General features: G+C 41.0%; 23 protein-coding genes, 1 tRNA gene and 1 riboswitch. Of the genes, 17 read left to right on the top strand and 7 right to left on the bottom strand.

The genetic code is table 11. The features are described 5' to 3' along the window. The first annotated feature begins 194 nt into the window (after positions 1–194). Positions 195–3,149 (top strand): type I restriction endonuclease subunit R, EcoR124 family, encoded by a 2,955-nt coding sequence (locus AAAT93_RS13615; RefSeq protein ID WP_227573302.1) that lies wholly within the window; start codon positions 195–197, stop codon positions 3,147–3,149. A gap of 143 nt (positions 3,150–3,292) precedes the next feature. Here AAAT93_RS13615 and AAAT93_RS13610 read toward each other — a convergent pair whose 3' ends face one another. Continuing rightward, the gene (locus AAAT93_RS13610) at positions 3,293–4,222 is read right to left on the bottom strand and encodes a site-specific integrase (protein ID WP_177986568.1); all 930 of its coding nucleotides are present in this window, start codon (positions 4,220–4,222) and stop codon (positions 3,293–3,295) included. A 301-nt stretch (positions 4,223–4,523) separates the two neighbouring features. Here AAAT93_RS13610 and AAAT93_RS13605 point away from each other — a divergent pair, with 301 nt between their 5' ends. From AAAT93_RS13605 to AAAT93_RS13575, 7 genes are all read left to right on the top strand, one after another. Next, a complete protein-coding gene (locus AAAT93_RS13605; RefSeq protein ID WP_227573303.1) occupies positions 4,524–5,237 on the top strand; it encodes a hypothetical protein in 714 nt (237 codons plus the stop codon). A 34-nt stretch (positions 5,238–5,271) separates the two neighbouring features. Further along, complete coding sequence (locus AAAT93_RS13600) at positions 5,272–5,736, top strand: hypothetical protein (protein WP_227573304.1); 465 nt, start codon at positions 5,272–5,274, stop codon at positions 5,734–5,736. Between the two features lies 1 nt (position 5,737). Beyond that, positions 5,738–6,079: an arsenate reductase family protein gene (locus AAAT93_RS13595; RefSeq protein WP_177981530.1), complete on the top strand. Its 342-nt coding sequence runs from the start codon at positions 5,738–5,740 to the stop codon at positions 6,077–6,079. 1 nt (position 6,080) lies between these two features. Then, positions 6,081–6,500, top strand: coding sequence for a DUF1294 domain-containing protein (locus AAAT93_RS13590; RefSeq protein WP_227573305.1), 420 nt, complete (start codon positions 6,081–6,083; stop codon positions 6,498–6,500). Between the two features lie 125 nt (positions 6,501–6,625). Further along, on the top strand, positions 6,626–6,985 hold the full coding sequence (locus AAAT93_RS13585; RefSeq protein WP_118373795.1) for a YccF domain-containing protein: 360 nt from the start codon (positions 6,626–6,628) through the stop codon (positions 6,983–6,985). Between the two features lie 16 nt (positions 6,986–7,001). Beyond that, complete coding sequence (locus AAAT93_RS13580; protein ID WP_118373794.1) at positions 7,002–7,460, top strand: YaiI/YqxD family protein; 459 nt, start codon at positions 7,002–7,004, stop codon at positions 7,458–7,460. Between the two features lie 44 nt (positions 7,461–7,504). Continuing rightward, positions 7,505–7,882, top strand: a complete 378-nt coding sequence (locus AAAT93_RS13575; protein WP_227573306.1) for a PAS domain-containing protein — start codon at positions 7,505–7,507, stop codon at positions 7,880–7,882. Between the two features lie 167 nt (positions 7,883–8,049). Here AAAT93_RS13575 and AAAT93_RS13570 read toward each other — a convergent pair. Then, positions 8,050–8,120 (bottom strand) — tRNA-Trp (locus AAAT93_RS13570). Positions 8,121–8,278: 158 nt separating this feature from the next. Beyond that, positions 8,279–8,376, top strand: a riboswitch (purine riboswitch). Between the two features lie 34 nt (positions 8,377–8,410). Between AAAT93_RS13570 and AAAT93_RS13565 the strand changes: the two genes are divergently transcribed. Continuing rightward, entirely contained in the window at positions 8,411–9,787 is a 1,377-nt protein-coding gene (locus AAAT93_RS13565; RefSeq protein ID WP_118373792.1) for an NAD(P)/FAD-dependent oxidoreductase, read from the top strand. 190 nt (positions 9,788–9,977) lie between these two features. Beyond that, on the top strand, positions 9,978–11,123 hold the full coding sequence (locus AAAT93_RS13560) for a DUF4317 domain-containing protein (RefSeq protein ID WP_118373790.1): 1,146 nt from the start codon (positions 9,978–9,980) through the stop codon (positions 11,121–11,123). Position 11,124: 1 nt separating this feature from the next. On the opposite strand, the gene alr is transcribed toward AAAT93_RS13560, so the two are convergent. Beyond that, entirely contained in the window at positions 11,125–12,225 is a 1,101-nt protein-coding gene (gene alr, locus AAAT93_RS13555) for an alanine racemase (protein ID WP_181985578.1), read from the bottom strand. A gap of 179 nt (positions 12,226–12,404) precedes the next feature. Here alr and AAAT93_RS13550 point away from each other — a divergent pair, with 179 nt between their 5' ends. Continuing rightward, entirely contained in the window at positions 12,405–13,079 is a 675-nt protein-coding gene (locus tag AAAT93_RS13550; protein WP_118373788.1) for a YoaK family protein, read from the top strand. Here the strand turns inward: AAAT93_RS13550 and AAAT93_RS13545 are convergent. Genes AAAT93_RS13545 through AAAT93_RS13685 form a run of 3 tightly spaced genes read right to left on the bottom strand, consistent with a single transcriptional unit; the run spans position 13,076 to position 15,728 of the window. Further along, on the bottom strand, positions 13,076–14,389 hold the full coding sequence (locus AAAT93_RS13545; RefSeq protein WP_227573307.1) for a sensor histidine kinase: 1,314 nt from the start codon (positions 14,387–14,389) through the stop codon (positions 13,076–13,078). The genes AAAT93_RS13550 and AAAT93_RS13545 overlap by 4 nt on opposite strands. Positions 14,390–14,400: 11 nt before the next feature. Then, on the bottom strand, positions 14,401–15,141 hold the full coding sequence (locus AAAT93_RS13540) for a LytR/AlgR family response regulator transcription factor (protein WP_181985579.1): 741 nt from the start codon (positions 15,139–15,141) through the stop codon (positions 14,401–14,403). Then, positions 15,138–15,728, bottom strand: coding sequence for an accessory gene regulator B family protein (locus tag AAAT93_RS13685; protein WP_181985580.1), 591 nt, complete (start codon positions 15,726–15,728; stop codon positions 15,138–15,140). The genes AAAT93_RS13540 and AAAT93_RS13685 overlap by 4 nt, the downstream gene beginning before the upstream one ends. 207 nt (positions 15,729–15,935) lie before the next feature. On the opposite strand from AAAT93_RS13685, the gene AAAT93_RS13530 reads away from it, so the two are divergent. From AAAT93_RS13530 to AAAT93_RS13505, 6 genes are all read left to right on the top strand, one after another. Continuing rightward, the gene (locus AAAT93_RS13530) at positions 15,936–16,100 is read left to right on the top strand and encodes an AgrD family cyclic lactone autoinducer peptide (RefSeq protein WP_118373784.1); all 165 of its coding nucleotides are present in this window, start codon (positions 15,936–15,938) and stop codon (positions 16,098–16,100) included. A gap of 15 nt (positions 16,101–16,115) precedes the next feature. Continuing rightward, entirely contained in the window at positions 16,116–16,523 is a 408-nt protein-coding gene (locus AAAT93_RS13525) for a hypothetical protein (RefSeq protein ID WP_021985774.1), read from the top strand. 512 nt (positions 16,524–17,035) lie between these two features. Then, complete coding sequence (locus tag AAAT93_RS13520; RefSeq protein ID WP_227573308.1) at positions 17,036–17,677, top strand: hypothetical protein; 642 nt, start codon at positions 17,036–17,038, stop codon at positions 17,675–17,677. Between the two features lie 81 nt (positions 17,678–17,758). Then, a complete protein-coding gene (locus AAAT93_RS13515) occupies positions 17,759–18,460 on the top strand; it encodes a hypothetical protein (RefSeq protein WP_147341768.1) in 702 nt (233 codons plus the stop codon). Further along, positions 18,461–19,324, top strand: a complete 864-nt coding sequence (locus AAAT93_RS13510) for a hypothetical protein (protein ID WP_021985771.1) — start codon at positions 18,461–18,463, stop codon at positions 19,322–19,324. A gap of 16 nt (positions 19,325–19,340) precedes the next feature. After that, positions 19,341–19,973, top strand: a complete 633-nt coding sequence (locus AAAT93_RS13505; protein ID WP_021985770.1) for an ABC transporter ATP-binding protein — start codon at positions 19,341–19,343, stop codon at positions 19,971–19,973. A 9-nt stretch (positions 19,974–19,982) separates the two neighbouring features. Here AAAT93_RS13505 and AAAT93_RS13500 read toward each other — a convergent pair whose 3' ends face one another. Further along, positions 19,983–20,471, bottom strand: coding sequence for a DUF6512 family protein (locus AAAT93_RS13500; protein ID WP_021985769.1), 489 nt, complete (start codon positions 20,469–20,471; stop codon positions 19,983–19,985). Between the last annotated feature and the right edge of the window lie 327 nt (positions 20,472–20,798).

The raw sequence follows: 20,798 nt of genomic DNA, 5'->3' as shown, positions 1-20,798 counted from the left end.
ATGCAGAAGAACAACAGAGAATAGGAGATTATTTTAAGTCCTTAGACCACCTCATCACTCTTCATCAGCGTAAGTGTTGCAAACTGAAAAAATTGAAACAATATATGGCAAATCACATGTTTGTCAATCAAAGTATAAAATGCGATAGGAATATCGCAACAAATCATAAAAAATTACAAGAAAGGACGAAAGAAATGGGAGAATTAGAATCAGTAATTGAGCAGAGATTAATTGACCAATTATGCGGTGGGGATTCACAGTGGACATATCGGAAGGATATTCGGACGGAGGAGCAGTTGTGGGACAACTTCAAATACATATTGGAGCAGAACAACAAGGCAAAGCTGAACGATATGCCACTCAGTGACAGTGAATTTGCAAAGATTAAAAATGATGTATCGCACGCTTCTTTTTATGATGCAGGAAAATGGCAGGTCGGTGAGAACGGAAAAGTCTATGTGCATGTACAAAGAGGCAATGAGACATTACATTTGGTCGTGATGAACAACGAGCATATTGCCGGGGGAACGAGTGTCTACGAGGTAATCAACCAATATCAGGCATTCAAGACCGATGAGGTGGATGATAAGCGGGACCGAAGATTTGATGTGACGCTGTTGATCAATGGAATTCCGATGATACATATTGAGTTGAAGAACAAGGATCATTCCTATATGGATGGGTATCGGCAGATAGAGAAGTATATTTCTGAGGGAAAATTCCGCGGACTTTTTTCGAATATACAGATGTTTGTCGTTAGTAATGCTGTTGACACGAAATATTTTGCAGCGGCAAGGGCAGCAGAATTAGCGGAAGGTAAGAAATTTATAACCGGATGGGTGGACAACGAGAACTATCCGGTTTGTGATTATCTGGATTTCGCGAAGGCTGTTTTGCGGATTCCACAGGCACATGAGATGATTGCGAAGTATACAGTGCTTGATAATGAGAAGAAGAAATTATTGATTTTGCGGCCATATCAGATTCATGCGATTGAAGCGATGCGGGCAGCATCCAAGCGGAGTATATCAGGCTATATCTGGCATACAACGGGCTCCGGAAAGACGATGACATCTTACAAGGCAACAAGGAATCTGTTGATGGATATTCCGTCCATAGAAAAGACAATATTCCTGATTGACCGGAAAGATCTGGATATGCAGACGAAGATGGCGTTCCAATCCTATGCAGATAACGATACGATTGATGTGGATGACACAGAAAATGTGGATGCCCTGATTCGGCGTCTGACAGATGGCAACCGACAGATGATTGTCACGACACGGCAGAAACTGCAGACGATGATTACCAAGAGACTGCAGGAGGGAACAAAAGAATATGACAAAATCCGTAACCTTCGGGTTGCATTTGTGGTAGATGAATGTCACAGAGCAGTCACACCGGAGACAAAACGTAAGATTGAACGATTTTTTGCACATTCTCTATGGTATGGATTCACAGGTACGCCAATCTTTGAGGAGAACCGGTATGAGCAGAAGGGTGATCTTCCGCAGACAACCGATGAGCTGTACGGAGCATGCCTGCATAGCTACACAATCAAGAATGCCATTCATGACGAAGCAGTTCTCGGATTCATGGTTGAGAATCTCGGACCGAAAAAAGAAGATGTGGATGATGCGGTATTTGAGACAGAAGAGCATATGCGCCAGGTTCTGGATGTGGTGCTCAATCAGTCCTATACGAAATTAGGCATGCAGAACGGCAAGGGAAGAACCTACGAAGGTATCCTGACAGTTGGATCCATCGCGAAAGCACAGCGTTATTATGAGTTGTTGAAACGGATCAAAGCGGGCAAAGATGCATTAAAGATAAATGAGGAGATCTGCAAGGTAGTTCCCGATTTCCCGAAATTCGCAATCACATATTCTGTGACGGAAAATGATGAGGCATCAACGGTGAATCAGGATAAAATGCGCGAGTCCCTGCAAGATTACAATGCGATGTTTGGCACACATTATGACATCGAGAATATCAACGCATATAATAGTAATCTGAATGATCGTCTGGCTCGAAAGGAAAAACGCTATATGGAGCGGAGTCAGCAGTTGGATCTGGTTATCGTTGTTAATCGTTTGTTGACGGGATTTGATGCTCCATGTCTGTCCACTTTGTATATGGATAGATCGCCGATGAGCCCACAGGATATCATACAGGCTTTTTCAAGAACGAATCGTTTGTTTGATGCGAATAAGACATATGGACAGGTTGTAACATTTCAATCCCCAAAAGACTTCAAGAAAGAGATTGACCGGGCATTGCGGCTGTATTCCAGAGGCGGTGAAGGCGTAGCAGTATCAGAAGATTGGGAGAGCGTGCTTGATGTTTTTTCGATTGATGTAAAGACGATTCATGCATTGGGACGGACACCGGAAGAGATTCGTCAGTTGTCAAGGGAGCAGAAGAAGTCGTTTATCTATGCATTTCGGAGTTTGGATAAGAGCTTTGCACATTTGAAAGCATTTTCCAGATATCGGGAAGAACTGCTTGCAGACTATGATTTCTCGCAGGAGGAATATGAAAACTATGCGGCAATGTATAAAAATGTTATGGAAGAGCTGAAGAAACCGAAGGATGAGGCGGAAAACGATGATCCGGTTATGGACGACTATGATCTGATTGCGTACAGCAAGATGCGGGTGGATTTCGAGTATATTGTCGAGCTGTTGCAGGGATTGGTGAATTATCTGGATCAGTCGAGCAATGATTTTCAGGATGCGATATTTGCGAAGAACATTCTGGCGCTGCGCGAGATCTCGAAGGAATTTGCCGAGGATAATCAGAAGCTCGGTGAATTGTTGGAGCAGGTGATTGATAATATCGAGCAGGACAAAGATCGGTACAAAGGTCAGGATATCGCAGTGGTTGTCAACCAGATGCGCTATGATGCGATAGATACGGAGATCAAGACATTTGCGAAGCTGTGGAATCTGAATGAGGATGATGTGCGATATGAAGTATATAATTACCGGGATGGCGAGATGGCAAATGAAAACACTTTCAAGGATCGCGCGTATGCATCTTATAAGGAGGGTGTAGAGGAACCTATGCCGAAATTCAAGTTCCGTAAGATTATAGTAGAGAAGTTCAAGCATGATCTGATGGAGAATGTATTGCCGCTGCGCGATTGATGAAATGTCGGGATGCGGATATATAGGACGCTTTCTGCAAACGACGAATGAGAAATTGATAGGCTGGAATAGACTGGGAATATCTATGGAAGGTATTCCCAGTTTTATTATAAATCGACGTGCATATTTGGATGCGAAGTAGTTTAATTCAGGTTCGCAAGGGATCGCATGATGATGTCAATGTCCTTGCTTTCCAATTCCTGAATAATGTGCAAATAGGTCTTCTGGGTGGTCGTCATGCTGGCATGTCCGAGGCGCCTTGCCACACTGGCGATGGAAACGCCGGCGAAAAGCATGAGCGAGGCATGGGTATGACGTAAACCGTGGATAGAGATGACGGGGATTCCGGCATTTTTGCAATGTCGTTCCAATATTCCGTTCAAGGTGGAATTATATATTTTCCCTTTTGCGAAGATCGGTTCATCTTCCGGAAGCTTTTTCACCAGTCCGGCAAATTGCATAACGGTTAACCAGTCAATCTGTATCTTTCGGACAGACGATTGATTCTTGGTTGGCAGGAAGCCGCCATTTCCTTTGTAATCCCATGTCTTGGAGATCGTCAGTATTTGCCGTGAAAAATCAAAATCCTTCGGCGTCAATGCAAGCGCTTCGGAAAATCGCATTCCGGTTTTTGCAACCAGAAGGATGAACCAATCCCATGATACTTCCGGCCCCAGATCAAGGTCTTCGATTAGTTTGTGAAGCTCAAACTGATTGAGAAATTTCTGCTTTTTCTCACGTGGCTTTTTGCCTTTGATGATCGCTTTCCGGGTTGGATCTCGCGGAATCAGCCCCTCATCCACGGCATCTAAAATGGCACATTTCACATGGTGGTGAAAATCCATCGTTGTCTGATGCTCATGTTCTTCCGCATATTCATTTAATATTTTCTGATAAGAAATCCGATCCAGTTCGGAAATCGACAGATCAGGAGCCAGCTTTAACAGCCATTGATGCGCCATGTTGTATTTGCTCATGGTGACCGGGCGGATCGCTCCTTCTTTGTAGACGTTGATCCATTGCTTGTAGTAATCACAAAACAGCATTGGATTTCTGGATGTTGGTGTGTTCATTTGTAAATCCTCCTTTTTGATATTGGTGCACGTCGATAATATGTAGAGATTTTAATATTAGATGTATATACAGAATAATAGAATTCTGTCGAATGTGATATTTTTATTGAATATTCTGCATAATATTGTAGAATATAAATATGGATTTTGGATATATGGGGATTTTATAACATGAATGGGGATTCAATGTTAAACAGTGTAGATTTATCAAAATGCTACATTCTTATTCTGATTCAAAAATTCTTAATTAATCCAAACGTATATGCATAATTGAATTTAAAAATGTCAAGGAGGAGATTGCTTGAAACCAGGAGAAAGAGAAGCGAAAGAAATATTGGAGAAGAAGGGAATTGTATTTAATGAGGAGTATTACGATGATAACTCTAAAAAATCAATGCCTGATTTTATGTATAGGGATGGGGGATTCTTGGAAATTACACATACAAAGCATAATAGCGCAATTGTAAAATGTGTGAACAAGTTTTATCAAAAAACAATAGACGAACAATTAGAAATAATGCAGCAAGTAAAGGAAGCATGTGACCGGTATAGAAGTGAAAATTATTCAAAGGATGAAAAAGAAAAAATAACCACAGAAGGACGAGCGCAATTTGTAAAAGATAAAAAGTTACTTAAGTCGCATTATGGAGAAAAATTGGGGAGTGAGTTTAAATGCAATCAGCCAAGTATTATTTGTTCAGTTGACAATATTATTCGAGAGATAAAAAACGATAAAGGAAGAAAAAATTATCCATCCAATACGGATCTTTTTATCTTTGCATTAGAAGAGGAAGTCTTGATTATGTTAGAACTGCTTGAACAAAGCAAATGGAATGGAGCTTCGCAGGGAATTATTAAGACAGTTATTGAATCACCGTTTCCGACAATCTTTGTATGTGCATGGGATTTTTATCGTCAACAATATGAAATAGACAATCCGTTATTAGTAAGACTACAAAAAACAGAAGATGGTGGTGTGAAGTATATTGTGAGTGGAAAGACGATGACGGAATAAGAATAAAAAAATGCGTAAGAGAAGGAAATGAAGAATGGTGAATAATATACAAGAAAAAATGATTGAACAAGTATTTAAGAAAAACATATTTATCCTTTTACAAATCATATGGATAATAGAGTTTTATATATTGGGATTTTTGGCAATTGATTCTGCTATAAAAAAGATATTTGATATTGAGAATATGAGATATGAAATTATCGAAAATATTTGTTATAGTGTAGTAGATAAAATAAATCAATACGAAGAATATATAGTATATTTAGCAGTTGTGATACTTATCGTTGGATTGATGGGAATATTCTTTAATTTTATACCGATTCTTTCGGATCATAGAGTAATTATTATGTATTGTGATGCAGGAATTTCTATCGGTGTTTGGTTGTTGCGTATTTATATAACTTATAAAATATATTCTATTTGGAAATTACTGGTGTTATTGGCACCTTTAATTGTATATGGTATAACGTATATAATAAAAGAAAAAAGAGGAGATTAAAATGAACATCCAAATCTTCGGCACAAAAAAGTGCAACGATACAAAGAAAGCAGAGAGGTTCTTCAAGGAACGCGGAATTAAATATCAGTTTATCGACATGAAAGAAAAGGGCATGAGCAAAGGCGAGTTTAATGCTGTGGCATCCGTCAATGGTGGTATGGAGAATATGATCAATCCAGATTTTAAGGATAAAGATCTGTTGGCGTTGATTCAGTACATTGCCCCGGAGGATAAGCTGGACAAGATACTGGAGAATCCGCAGGTGATCAAGACACCGGTTGTGCGGAATGGAAAGCAGTCGACACTTGGATATCATCCGGAAATATGGAAGACGTGGTCATAATATGAAACTACATGAAAAAACAACCAAATCAAATGCGATGCTGCATGTCACGCTCGCCTGTACCTTGGTGATTGTCATTGTGATATTCTTGTTTGCAAAAGGATATGTGGCGGACAAGCTGACATTTAACATTGTAAGATACATGAGCCAGAGGAAGATTCTGCTATTATATCTGGGCGTCATCAATCTCGTAACGTTTATCCTGTTTGGCATCGACAAGTATGCGGCGATCAAGGGGAAATGGAGAATCCCGGTGGCGAACTTGTTAGGATTTTCATTTGCTGGCGGTGCGATCGGTGGTATAATTGCGATGTACTTATTTCATCACAAGACACAGAAGAATTATTTTGCGGTGGGACTGCCGATGATGATCGTGACACAGATCGTGGTGCTGTTTTATTGTATGAATGCGCCGTGGTAAGCCAATATAGTCTAGAAGCGAACCGCGCGAACAATTCGAATAGCGAGAGTACAATTCACATAGTGCGATAACGATTCGAATAGAACAAAAACAAAGAATAAAATACTAGGGGAGAAAACAAAAACATGGGTATACTTGGAAATATTTTATGGTTTATATTTGGCGGCTTTGCAGCCGGGCTTTCGTGGGTGATCGCGGGAATCGGCTGGTGTATTACGATCATAGGAATTCCAATTGGCTTGCAGTGCTTTAAGTTCGCCGGGCTTGCATTCTTCCCGTTTGGCAAGGAAGTTACATATGGTGGCGGGGCGATGAGTCTTATCGCGAATATATTCTGGCTGCTTTTGACGGGGATTCCGATGGCGATTGCAGATGTAGTCTGGGGATGTATCCTGTGCATTACGATTATTGGTATTCCATTCGGAAAGCAATTTTTCAAGCTCGCGAAATTGTCGCTGATGCCATTTGGGGCAACGGTTGCATAGGAAGAGGAAATAGATCATGCAAATATTTGTAGATGCCGATGCCTGCCCGGTCGTGCGTATCGTGGAGGAGATCGCGGAAAAATATCATATCCGGACGACGCTGCTTTGCGACACGAATCATGTCCTGAATTCTGATTATAGTGAGGTGATCGTGGTTGGTGCCGGCGCGGATGCAGTGGACTACAAGCTGATTAGTCTTTGTCATAAGGGAGATATCGTTGTGTCGCAGGATTATGGTGTGGCGGCGATGGCACTTGGGAAAGGTGCGTATGCCATTCATCAGTCTGGGAAATGGTACACAGACGCGAACATTGACCAGATGCTGATGGAACGGCATTTGAACAAGAAAGCACGGCGCAGTTTCGGGAAGAATCATTTGAAAGGTCCGAGGAAAAGAACCGAGGAAGATGATATAAGATTTGCAGAGTCATTCGAGAAGCTGGTATTGAAAGGGAAAACTTGGAATTTACAATGAGGCACGCGGATGTGCCCAAAAGACAAGAAAGGAAAGTGAACGTTATGAAAGAATTAAACGCATATTTTAAAAGTATTATTGATCAGGAGCGTGTATCGGTTGTGATCTGTAGCCTACAGCATGAAATTATTTACATGAACCCTGCAGCAATTAAAAATTATGCAAAGCGCGGTGGCGAGGCACTCATAGGGAAAAGTCTGCTTGCCTGTCACAATCCGGAATCGAACAAGAGGATTCAACAGGTGGTTGATTGGTTTGCAGCAGATGTAAGTCACAATATTGTATATACCAGTTACAATGCAAAGCAGAACAAGGATGTATACATGGTGGCTTTGCGGGACAGTGAGCAGAAATTAATCGGATATTATGAGAAACATGAATATCGTGACCGGGAGACGATGAAGTTTTATGATATGCAGTAGCTCAATACACAATACAATGCGTGCATTCAATTCAACACGCTATCTGGACGCAGCGAAACGTGGGGATGATGGAAAACTGAACTAACTGATTGATGTTCTGGATGCATGCAGTAAAAAGTTATAAACAAAAAACCTTGAAACACAATGTTTCAAGGTTTTTTCACAAGCAGGGGATGAGAGAATCGAACTCCCGCCAAAGGTTTTGGAGACCCCTATCATACCATTTGACCAATCCCCTATAATTGGGTGTGCCCGCAAGACACATGTACTATTATACAGTTTTATCGATATTTGTCAAGAATTAAATTTCGCGAATTGCAGGAAAAAATTTATAAAGAGGCTATAAAAAGAGAGAAAAAACGATTGCGTATTCCTATTTATTATGATAGAATAAATTAAATCTATGAATCAAATAGGCGTATATGTTCATAATATGGTTGAACGTTTCTACCAACTACCGTAAAGAGTTGACTACGAAAACAATTGTTTCGTGGTCTTTTTTTATGTTTTGATTTTGGGAGGTTATTTATGAAGTATGATGTGATCGTAATTGGTGCAGGACCGGGCGGTATTTTCTCTGCGTATGAACTGGTACAGAAAAATCCAGATTTAAAGATTGCTGTGTTTGAAGCAGGACATGCATTGGACAAACGGCATTGCCCGATTGATGGAGATAAGGTGAAAAGCTGTATCGGCTGTAAGAGCTGCTCAATCATGAGCGGGTTTGGTGGTGCAGGCGCATTTTCGGATGGAAAATATAATATTACAAATGATTTTGGCGGTACGCTTTATGAGTATATTGGCAAGAAACAATCGCTCGAACTGATGAAGTATGTTGATGAGATCAATATGCGTTATGGTGGCGAGGGCACGAAGCTCTATTCGACGGCGGGTACACGGTTCAAGACGGTATGCATTCAGAATGATCTGCATCTGCTTGATGCATCTGTACGTCATCTGGGGACGGATATCAACTATGTCGTGCTTGGAAATCTGTATGCATATCTGAAGGATAAGGTGGAGTTTTTCTTCGATACACCAGTGAATTCGGTTGTCGCAGAAGCGGCGGGCGGCTACACGGTTGTCTGCAAGGATGCATCCTATACATGTGAGAATTGCATTATATCGGTTGGACGAAGCGGAAGCAAATGGATGGAGAAGATTTGCGATGATCTGGAGATTCCAACGAAATCAAATCGTGTGGATATTGGTGTGCGCGTGGAGCTTCCGGCAGTTGTATTTGCGCATCTGACCGATGAACTTTACGAGAGCAAGATTGTGTACCGGACTGAGAAATACGGCGACCGCGTGCGTACCTTCTGTATGAATCCAAAGGGGGCTGTTGTAAATGAAAATACAAATGGCATCATCACTGTAAATGGTCACAGCTATGAAGATCCGGAGAAGCAGACGGAGAATACAAATTTTGCATTGCTTGTGGCAAAACATTTTTCAGAGCCGTTCAAGGATTCAAATGGGTATGGTGAGAGTATTGCCAGACTTAGCAACATGCTTGGTGGCGGTGTTATCGTACAACGGTTTGGTGATCTGATCCGAGGCAGGCGCTCGACACAGAGTCGGATTGATGAGGCGTTTATCACACCGACGCTCAGTGCAACACCGGGGGACCTGAGTCTGGTGCTTCCAAAGCGTATCTTAGATGGCATTATCGAGATGATCTATGCGCTTGACAAGATTGCACCGGGTACAGCAAACGAGGACACACTGCTCTATGGCGTGGAAGTCAAATTCTACAATATGGAAGTTGATGTGGATGAGAAACTGGAGACACGTCATAAGGGACTATATATTATCGGAGATGGCAGTGGAATCACGCATTCGTTGTCACATGCATCTGCCAGCGGTGTCTATGTGGCTCGAAATATAACGGATTTTGTGAAATAAAGTAAATATATGGTATAAATTCCGGTGATTTTATGCTATCATTATTAAATTAAAGTAGAATCAGTGTAAAGTTGCGAAAGAAAAAGGCACTGCTCGTGATTTGGCAGTGCCTTTTCTTTTGGTATGTGGTGAAAACTGCCCATTGTGGTTTAACTTGGATGAAGAACAAATCAGAGTTAGGAGATAGAACATGATACAGAACGAAGTAACTGAGATCAAGAAGATTATGACGAAGAACGACTGCTGCATTCACGGGCTTGCCGGATGCTATGTCGATGCGAATAAAGAGATGCATATTTTGGAGCAGGGAAAATTCCTTGTTCTGCAGGAGGAAGAACAGCACAAATACTTTGATCTGATCAAGAAGGGCTTGTCCGGGCGGATCGGTAAGAATCTGCTGAATCTTGTGTTTCGTACAGAAAATGGAATTACAGTGCCAAACCGTGATACACTCATGCAGGTGTTAAACAGTGAACTGAAAGATCCACAGGTGCTGCAGGCATATTTTGAGAAGATACGCGATTCGTATGCGTATGTGGATAATTATTATATTATGCTGGTGTATGGTGTCTACGATGTACCGGGAAAGACCGCGGACGGAATCGAGATGGAGGATGCATCCGATGTCGTGTACAAGTTCAACCTGACATTACTTTGTCCACTCAAACCATCGAAGGCAGGGCTGATGTACAACCCGGTCGATAACAGTCTGGAGAATGCGATGCGGAATATGATGGTCGAGCTGCCGATGAACGGATTCTTATTCCCGGCATTTAATGAACGCATGAGTGATGTACATGCGGCACTTTACTATACGAAGAAACCATCTGAGTTAAATGACAGTCTGCTTATGGATGTGTTTGGCTGTGAGATTCCGGCGACCGCCGGTAAGCAGAACGAGATGTTTATCAATGCGATCGAAGCCGTGGAGGAGATGACATTTGATAAGGCGAAAGCAATCTACTCGAACATGCGGGAGCATGAGATGGAGTTAAAGGACAGCCCAGAGGAAGTTGTGGTTGATAAGAAAGAAACGGCACGTATCTTAGAGGAAAGCGGATTTGAAGAAGAGGAGATTCAGGCGTTCACGAAGACCTTCGATGAGGCAACCGAAGAGAATGGAAAAGTGCTGTTAAGCAATGTGTTCGAGGGAAGCAATAAGCTGAAGATCAAGTCCGGCAAGACGGAGGTATCCCTCCCGGTAGAACAGACGGATGCAATTGAGGTACGAAAGATTGACGGAAAAAATTGCATCGTTATCGAAATCAGCGATGACTTACTTGTAAATGGTGTGAAGATCAATAAATTTGATGGACCGATTGATCTTTCTATATAATCTAGCAGTACACCCGTGGAACTGCGGAATTCACAAAGAGCGGATTGATCCGGAATGTCACAGAGTCCCCGATAGAGACGGGAGCTTTGGACACATCTAAGATACATGAATTCATACTGATCTGACCAAGAACTGGCAGGGTTTGACCTTCAAACTCTGCCGTTTGTTTTTTCTGGAAGCAGGCATGCTTGCACAGGCGAAGCAGACGAAGCGGCGAGGGATGTTTCGGAGCAGTCTCGCGTGTCATACCAAGTCCGTGAAAATATCCAGCCGATACGACAGCCGTTGTAGAAGCTTTGGTCAGACGGCAGGTTTTGCCGTAGCCGATATTGTGTCCGGCAGGAAGCTCATATACGTCGTCCACACTTGCTGTCAGGTCGCAGACATTTTCAAATCCACAGGAATTGGAAACAGCGAGACGACCGAGAAATGCGGAACCGATACGGACCGCATCCAGATTCATATACGGAAAACGGACGAGGGAGGAAGAGGAGGAGATATGACGTATCCCAAGTGGAATCCCTGCGTCCGTCAGAGTAGTGCAAAGGTTGTTAAAATCCTCAAACTGCTTTTTGACAAATCGCTCATTCTTGCAACATGCGGCGTAGAAATGGGAATAGATTCCTGTGACCTGCACGTGCGTCATGGCATGTACAGTGTTGATGATGTCGCCAATCTGCGAGGTTTTGCTGCATAAGAAACCATAACGCCCAAAGCCTGTATCGATGCACAGATGCGCATGGGCGCAAAAATGATTTAAGCGTGCGGCAGTATCCTCCAAGATCTGCCCGCATGAAACGCTTGTGATACTGAGTGTGATGTCGTGTTTGATTGCGCGTGTAATATCTTCTGGATGATAAAGTGGTGTCAGAAGCAGAATCTCCCCGAAGATTCCTTTCTCTCGAAGTTCGATGGCATCCGCAAGCTCCGTGACTGCGAAATGTCGGATTCCGCGTGCCTGTAAGAATGTCGCAAATTTGCACAGCCCCAAGCCGTATGCGTTCCCCTTTAATACGGCTATGATCTGTGCGTCAGCAGCCAGAGATTTGATGATCTCGATATTGTGTTCCAAAGCACGAATCCGAATATTTAAGGTTGTCATCGCCATTCCTCCTTTAAAAACAAACGCGGATTGAAGTAAGTTTAGATATTTCACTCTTGTATCTGCTTGCAGTATAGTGTATTATTGCATCGAAGTTGTATCATAACTGTAACGAAGTTGCAAAAGATTTGTTTACAACTTGCATATTTTGAAAAGAGAAATATATAGAGGTAACTACGATGGAGACATTATCAAGACATGCAAAGATTCAGACGTCGGAGACATTCTTATTAAGTGCGATTCTGGCGTTGTCAGGGGGATTTCAGGATGCGTACACATACAATGTGCGAAATGGCGTATTCTCGAATGCACAGACCGGAAATGTTGTGCTGATGAGCCAGCATCTGATGGAAGGAAACTGGATGCGCGCGCTGCACTACTTGTTCCCGGTGCTTGCGTTTGCATTTGGTGTACTCGTGGCAGAACGGATTGGACATACTTATAAGAATGCGAGAAAGATCCACTGGCGGCAGATCGTTGTTTTGATTGAGATATTGATTTTATTAGCGGTTGGTTTTATGCCGCAGAAGTTCAACATGGCGGCGACGATGCTCGTGTCGTTTGCCTGTGCGATGCAGGTTCAGACGTTCCGGAAGGTAAATGGCTATGGCTATGCGAGCACGATGTGTATCGGAAACTTAAGAAGCGGAACCGAGAGCCTGTCCGTCTATATCCGGGAGCACCAGAAGGGGGCACTTCGCAAGGCACTGCATTACTATGGAATCATATTGATCTTTGCAGTCGGTGCCGGTGCCGGTGGAATCTGCTCAATGCAGATCGGCGTGCATGCAATCTGGATATCCTGTGTCCTGTTGCTTGCCGGATGTCTGCTTATGATTAAGGAGGAACGTTAAAAATATCGTTTTCTGTTAAGAATCGGAATAACGATCATGGTTTCAAAGGAATCCTCGATATATTGACTCCGCATGTAACCATGATATTTTTCCGTGATGATCTTTATATTTGCCAGACCGTACCCGTGATCCATTCGGTGATCCGGGTACTTTTTTATTTGGTCTTCCGGCAGACAGGTGTTGCGCATATGTATAACAAACGTATTATTTTCAGAGATACATACATTGAAATGCACATATCGGTTCGGATTTCTGGATTTACAGACCGCTTCGGATGCGTTATCCAGCATATTTCCGACGATCGTACACAGGTCATAGTCCGAGACCGGAATCTGAGTTGGTTGCAATGTAATCTTTTGGGAAAAGGCAAATTGCTTCTCTTTTGCGAGCATCTCGAAGCTACTGATGAAAGCATCCAATACAAGGTTGCCGCTGTTGACACTGATATAATTCGCTTCTATGTCGTTGATCGCAGAGTGAAGATATGCATCTAACTGCTCTGGTTGTTGTTGCTTGAGCATCTCGGAGATTGCAAAATAATGGTTCTTCATATCGTGTACGATGCTGCGGGTTTTCTTGTAGGCGGTTCCCAATTGGAAATATTTTTCCTGCTGAAAATCAATCTGTCTGCGCATAGAAAGGTTTTCGTCCTTGATCTGCTCCATCTTAAAACAATTATCCAACAGACAATAATTCAATATATTTAACAGGGCAATCGCTAAATAGGCAATGATCATATAGTACGCATTGTTTGACTGGTAATTGCTGCGGACAGGAATACAAAGGGTAATTACCAGAGAAAGCACGGGCGTCGTAAATAATAACAGGTTGTATTTATAATCGTGATATTTTATGTGTCGGTTCCAGAAGAAAATCACAACCAGAATCAACAGGAACAGCATGATCTTGGAACCGAGATTCATGAGGATCGAAAGCTGGCGGAGAGGGAGATCTATAACTGCCGGGTTTATTATTTTCACCAGAAACAGGAAAAAGCTTTCTCCAAGCAGAGCAAGAATCTGGAAGGAAATGGATACAAATATGCGGTTTGACAGGCGCGTCCTGTATAGGAAGGTCAGTGCAAAGGTCGTAAGCAGACTTACGGTGCTTGTGGCTATTGTAAATTGCTTGGATGGCAGTCCGGTGCACAGAACCTGGTTTACATAGATAAGTACCTCCATAATAAGGAAGCACGCAATATAGAGCGGATAAGCGGTACGACGGTTTTCCTTATGGAAGATGCCATTCATATAGATAATGATTATGCCCATATCAAAGAGATAGGTAAGTGCTTCAATCGCGTAATACATAGTGCGCCCTCCTAATTTAACTCGTTTAATTCTACGAGGTGATTCATGTAAATAGAAAGTAGTTCCCGTCTGGCATTTCGACTCAGAGGAATTCGCTCCTGATTGTCTAAAACAACGAATTTGTCCTCAAAATAATGTACATGCTTCAGATTCAGAAGGATACTGCGATAACATTTGTAAAAGTGCTGGGAGGCAAGCGTTTCCTTCCAGTATGAAAGCGTTCCGCGCACAGAGATCGTGTGGTTTGTAAGATGAAACAGTAAAGTCTGTGTATCACTGTTTTCAACCTCGATATAGAGAAGATCCTGAATATAGATCGTCGTTTCTCCTTCTGTTGTAGACACGATGGAATAGATTGTGTGACTTTGTTCGATTTCATTGATTGCGTTCTTCAGCACTTCTTCGACATCCTCTGTGGTGTATGGTTTCGTCAGATAATAAAATGCCCGGACTGTAAAGCTTTTTTGCATGTATTCCGGATAATTGCTCACGAACACGAGCAAGGCATAACGGTCGATGGTGGAACGCAGGATGCTTGCGGTATCCAAACCGTTTAGCTCTGGCATTTCTACATCCATGAAAATTAACTGATATTGTCCTTTTTCTGTATAGGAATCTAAGAATGTTCTTCCGCTTGTAAATGTAGAGATAGAAACTTCCACATCAAACGCAAAATAAAAATGTGTGATACAGGATTTTAAATATTCAATTGCTGCTTCGTCATCGTCACAGATTGCAATGTTCAGTTTCATTGAGATCCCCCTTTGCTGATTCGCCCCAATAATTGGTTTATCCATATTACGATAACACAAAAGAACATAATCTGGATAGAATCAAATCTAAAAAAGTTAAAAAATATAAGGTACAAGCTTAGTAGCATTATCGAATATATTGCAGTCAGGTATTTTAATCGACGTTTCTTCTTTTGAGTCAGGCGATGGCTTTTTGTATCTATAGGTGCAAGGATGATGATGGCAATCAGCAATACACAGAAACACCAGAAGGCTGGAAATGTCTGGATTGCAGGGATTGGCAGATAGATCGTGATAATTATTCCAATACAGAAGGTGAGATAAGAAATAATATCACATATGCCGCGCGAAGATGCATGCATGCCTCCGGCAAGCATCTTGAGTGGAGACATTGTAAAAACGTAGACGAGTGCCAGCCATCCATGATGGAAAAAGATTCCAAGAATCAGAAGGCTGAGATTATATAGGAATAAGTCGAAACAGAAGTCAAAGCAGTATATGTAAGCTGCCCGTTGCTGAAACGGTAGAACGTGATTATCGATAAATATATCCGTGATTTTTACGCTGAGCGTTTCTGTAATTTTCATTCGATTTACCTCCATATAAGCATCATAACATAGAACAATTGGTAATATATAATTTCCCGTAAATGGTCAAAAACGGGGGGTAAAATGCACTTTACTCCCCGTTTTTGACCATTCGCAGAAAAAATGAAAGAAGCATCTGTGCGTATGATAGGATAAAAATGGGTTTAATAAGAAATTCAAATAATTATTTACAGGAGGGAAAAGAGCATGAAAAAAGTACTGGAATTTCTTGTCAGGCATAGTGGAAAGCTATGCGCATTCGCGATTGGTGTAGCAGCTATTGCACCGGAATGCTGTCGTGGAAGCTGGTATGAACCAGAAGAACCAGAGGGGCTGGAAGAAGTATTGAAGAAAAGTGGAAAAGTACAGTAGAGGAGGTAATGAATTATGAGAAAGATAATATCAAAAATAGCATTAGCATTTGCTATATTTGGATGTTTGGGAAGTGGAGTTGCTCGAGCTGGGAATATTTCGTTAGATGTTACGGCATCTAATATTTCAGGGGTAGCATCAAAGGATCCTTATTCAAGAAAAGAGGCTAAAGGAGATAATGACCAGAAATTTTATATAAAATTAACGTCATTAACCAATGGTCCATCATTAAACTTTACATCATACTCTAGCGATCACGTAAGGGTGTCTACAGCGTTGACGTACCCTGGTCATCCTTTGGGTACTACAAAAAGCCATAATTATGATTTGGTAGAAGCAAAACGTGGACATCAATATTATGTATATGCTTCCGCACCTATGAATTATGCAAATGTTCACGGAAAAGGAAATTATTGTCCATAAATTTTGAGTGAAATATAAAGCGGTTTGGAACAAAATAAAACGTCTCAAATCGCTTTATTTGTATGATGGAGGTAACTGGCTTTATGAAAAAGAAATTGGTTGTTATGTGCATGCTGTTTATAACATGCGTGGTGACTTCCTGTTCAGGAAATAATAATGGGAAAACAGAAGCTGATAATATACAAACGCAGACATTCCCGCAACAGTATCGATATAGTTCGGAACATTTACGTATTGATTTACAAGAAATAACACCTCAGGAAGTAAGCTGGAAGAATGGAACCGCGACGGAATGTTCGTTGGATTATGAAAAAGTAGGCAGAGTGTTTATGCCGGATGATGGTAGCAATACATTGGATGCGGAGGCACAAATGATATCAAGTAATGCGGTGTCGGATGGCGTCAGTGAATCTTTTTTTACATGGGGATTGGATTCCTGTACCTATACGGATTTGGAATATCTGGAATTGAATGCATGTTTGAAAACGGACAGGTTTTATTCAGATTATAATTTGTCAGAATATACGGATTCGAAAGAATTTACGTTTGCTTCTGAAGAAGCTGCAAAGCAGGAAATATATGAAATCATGGATTCGTGTGGCATAGATTTAAAAAAAGATTTTACATGTGAAACGTATTATTTGGATCATGAAATTTTGCAGCAACAGGAAGAACATATAGATATGGATGGAAATCAGCAGGAAGAGGAGTATAAGACGGATTGGTCGGAAGAAAATGATACCTATTTGTTCTATTTTCATCATGTGTATTCTGGGCTTCGTGATTTTCAGGGTAATTCCTTTTGGCAGGAAAGTGCACAGGATTTAAATGCACAAATCACAGTTATGTATAATAAAAAAGGAATTATCTTTTGCTATATACAAAACTTGTATGATTATACATCAATGAATGAAAGTGAATCTTTATTGAACTTTGATGCAGTTATGCAATCTGTGATTGAATATTTTGAAGGTATTGTGGATGGAGCGGATCGGGAAGTGATTTCGGCAGAACTGATAGTAGACCATATGAAAGATGGAAAAACACTGATTCCTGTATGGGCGTTCCAAATAAATGAAAAACCATTGAATGATTCGGAGTATCAATATGAATTACGTGTGAATGCAATAACAGGAAAAATTATAGTGCAATAAATGAGAGGGAAAATTATGCTATTGAGGTATTTGAAAATAGATGTGCGACGAGCATTTGGAAATTGGAGATTCCCAATATGTGTGATTATAATTAGTGTACTGCTTCTTTATAACAAAGATGAGCCAGCGGATGTTGTTTCGTGGATGAATCATGTAAATACGATGCAGTTGTTGTTTATCGCAATGGGGATAGCATCGGTACCATATGTTGGTAGTTATATAGATGACAACTGTCATAAATTTCGGATTCAAATGGAACTGCGCAGTAATCATCGGGAATATTATATTATTTCGAAGATGTTAGTTGTATTCATTTCGACACAGATCACATTTATATTAGGCTTTTTGATTACGTTACAAATAAACTATATCCGATTGGGGATGCCGGATGAAACACAGTGGTTTGAAATACTGGATTTGGAGCGCGCATATATGCAGTACTTAAAAGAAGGAAGAACAGGTCTGTATTTTGCAGTTTGTATCTTCCATATGTCAGTACTGGCAGGCTTTATGTCATTGCTTGGGTTGTTTGTGTCAGAGTTTGTGAACAATAAAATCGCGGCATATACATTTCCGCTATTATGTGTGTATGTACAGGATATTTTAATGCAAAGATTACTTGGATGGCAAAGAGGTGCAGTCATTTCGTGGAAGGCATTAGGGGTGAATCAGTTGGAAATGACACTTTCAGGACAGCAACCATCAACATTTTTCTTCCAAATATGTTGTTACATATTCATTGTCAGTTATTGTATTAATTATAAGAATGGAAGGAGAAAGTGAATGGCGAATGTTCAAAAAATAATAAAAACAGCTGCTTATGACAGCATTAAAAAAATGCGTTCCTTTCGATTCATAAGTGCTGTAATGATGGTAGTCGGATTAGTGTTAGCAGTCACGTCGGGAATGGATCAATTAATTGGGGATGTGAATGAAAAAGTAAGCATCTGGATTGTTCCTCATATATTTAGTAATACATTTTTTGCGGCATTTTACGGAATTATTATATGTTATCTGTTATCGGATATTCCTTATTTTAATGCGAATGAATTATATTACATTTCAAGAATGGGACGAAAAAAGTGGTTTATGGAGAAAATGCTATCCATGATACTATCCATGTTTATGTTTACAATTATTTCGTTTGCTGTATGCGTACTTGTATTTGTTCCCAAAATCAACTTTACAATGGAATGGGGAAAAGTAATACATACAATGGCATATTCAACCAATTTGTATTCCTATAATCTGATGAATCTGGTATCACCGAGTATTTTGATGAATTATAAGCCGATCACGGCAATGGAAACCTGTTTCTTGATGGTATGGCTGGTTTCGGTCATGGTAGGATGTGTGATGTTTGCAATAAGTATCTGGTTCAATCGTACAGTGTCAATCGTAGTGGTTTTGATGCTGTCTTTGTTAGGGTTATCGGAAGGCCTGTTTTTTACCCAACGCTGGCTGCCATTTCTTTCGATATTTACATGGTATCGAATATCAGTATACGGAGAAACAATATTTATGGATTGGCAGTATCCGAAACAATATGTATATGTGATTTTGATAATCTGCATAATGTGTTTATCGTTTTTTGCGGCATATAGAAGAATCAGGCATACTGAATTTGATTGGATCAATGAAACGTAGGCATGGAGGTTTGATAATGATCGAGGTAAAGAATCTGGAAAAAAGTTTTGGTGAACAAAAGGTATTGAATGATGTTTCGCTTGTTTGCCCAAATGGTGAAATTACAGGAATTATAGGGCATAATGGATCAGGAAAAACAGTACTGTTTAAATGTATATGTGGATTATTATTTGAAGATAGCGGAGAGATTTTGATTGATGGAAAAAGATATAAATCTGGTGGCGAACTAATAAAAAATGCAGGGATAATTATTGAAAATCCGGCGTTTCTGGAAAGTGAAAGTGGGATTAATAATTTAAAATATTTGTTTGAAATTCGAAATAAAAAGAACATGGAATTGTTGCATGAAATAATGAGGATGGTAGGACTTGATCCGGAATCCAAAAAGAAGGTAAAAAACTTTTCTTTAGGAATGAAGCAACGTCTGGCAATTGCGCAGGCAATTATGGAAGACCCTGCTGTTTTGATATTGGATGAGCCTATGAATGGTTTGGATCGACAGGGGGTAGAAGAGATGCGTCAAATTTTCTGCAAAGAAAAGCAGAAAGGAAAGACAATTCTTTTGGCAAGCCATAACCGGGAAGATATTGAAGCATTATGTGATCATGTGTATGAAATGGAGGATGGACAAATAAAACAATTGAGATAGAAAAATTATTTACTGGAAGATGCCGAGCTGTGGCGGATATTCCGTAAAGGTGAAAAATGCCGCGGTTAAGAGGAGCAAAATCGCGGAAGAAAGGATGAGCTTTTCTGCCTTCCCATTTCGGTAGACATCATTTTCCACGAAGAGGGCGAAGATAACGCCTGCAAAATATAGTGCAATATTGATCCAGTCGTAGTTTGTTCCGAGGATACCATTCAGTGTATAGAAAACTGCGACAATAAAAATCATGCCGGACAAGATTCCGAGGGTACGCGCCCAGAGGTAATTGGCTGGCATTTTTTCATGGAAGAAGAACAGCTCGACCAGCGTGAGCAGAAGCATCGGGAAGAAGAGCAGCTTCAGATGCTCCCACGTGGATTCGTTGACCGCCGAGAACAGCCCGACAATGCGGTTGTCGTCCGACCATTCATAGGTGAAATGCAGCAGCACTCCGAGGATGGAGATGAAGAGAAAACGGATGGCGTTGGTTTTGAATTTCATGTTGGTTTGTCCTTTCTTGGGTTAGTTGGTTCGTGCAGATATGCATATAGTTTATGGATTTTTTGGAAATTTATACTATGTCCTGAGAAAGTATATGCGTGAATTGGGTGAATTTTTCCAAAATAGAGAATTTACTCCAACGGGAAGGTTGAGAGAAGCAAGCAGGATGGGGAGAAAGTGGAGGAACGGGAAAAACTCCCCAATCGGAAGCTGATAGGAAGCAAGCAGGATGGGGAGAAAGTGGAGGAATGGGAAAAACTCCCCAATCGGAAGCTGATAGGAAGCAAGCGGGTTGGGGAGAAAATCGAGGAACGGGAAAAACTCCCC

Source organism: Coprococcus hominis (ex Arizal et al. 2022) (genome assembly GCF_040094675.1).
Classification (GTDB): domain Bacteria; phylum Bacillota; class Clostridia; order Lachnospirales; family Lachnospiraceae; genus Coprococcus_C; species Coprococcus_C hominis.
The sequence above is the reverse complement of the archived record's forward strand: the minus strand, read 5'-3'. Positions and strand labels throughout refer to the sequence as shown.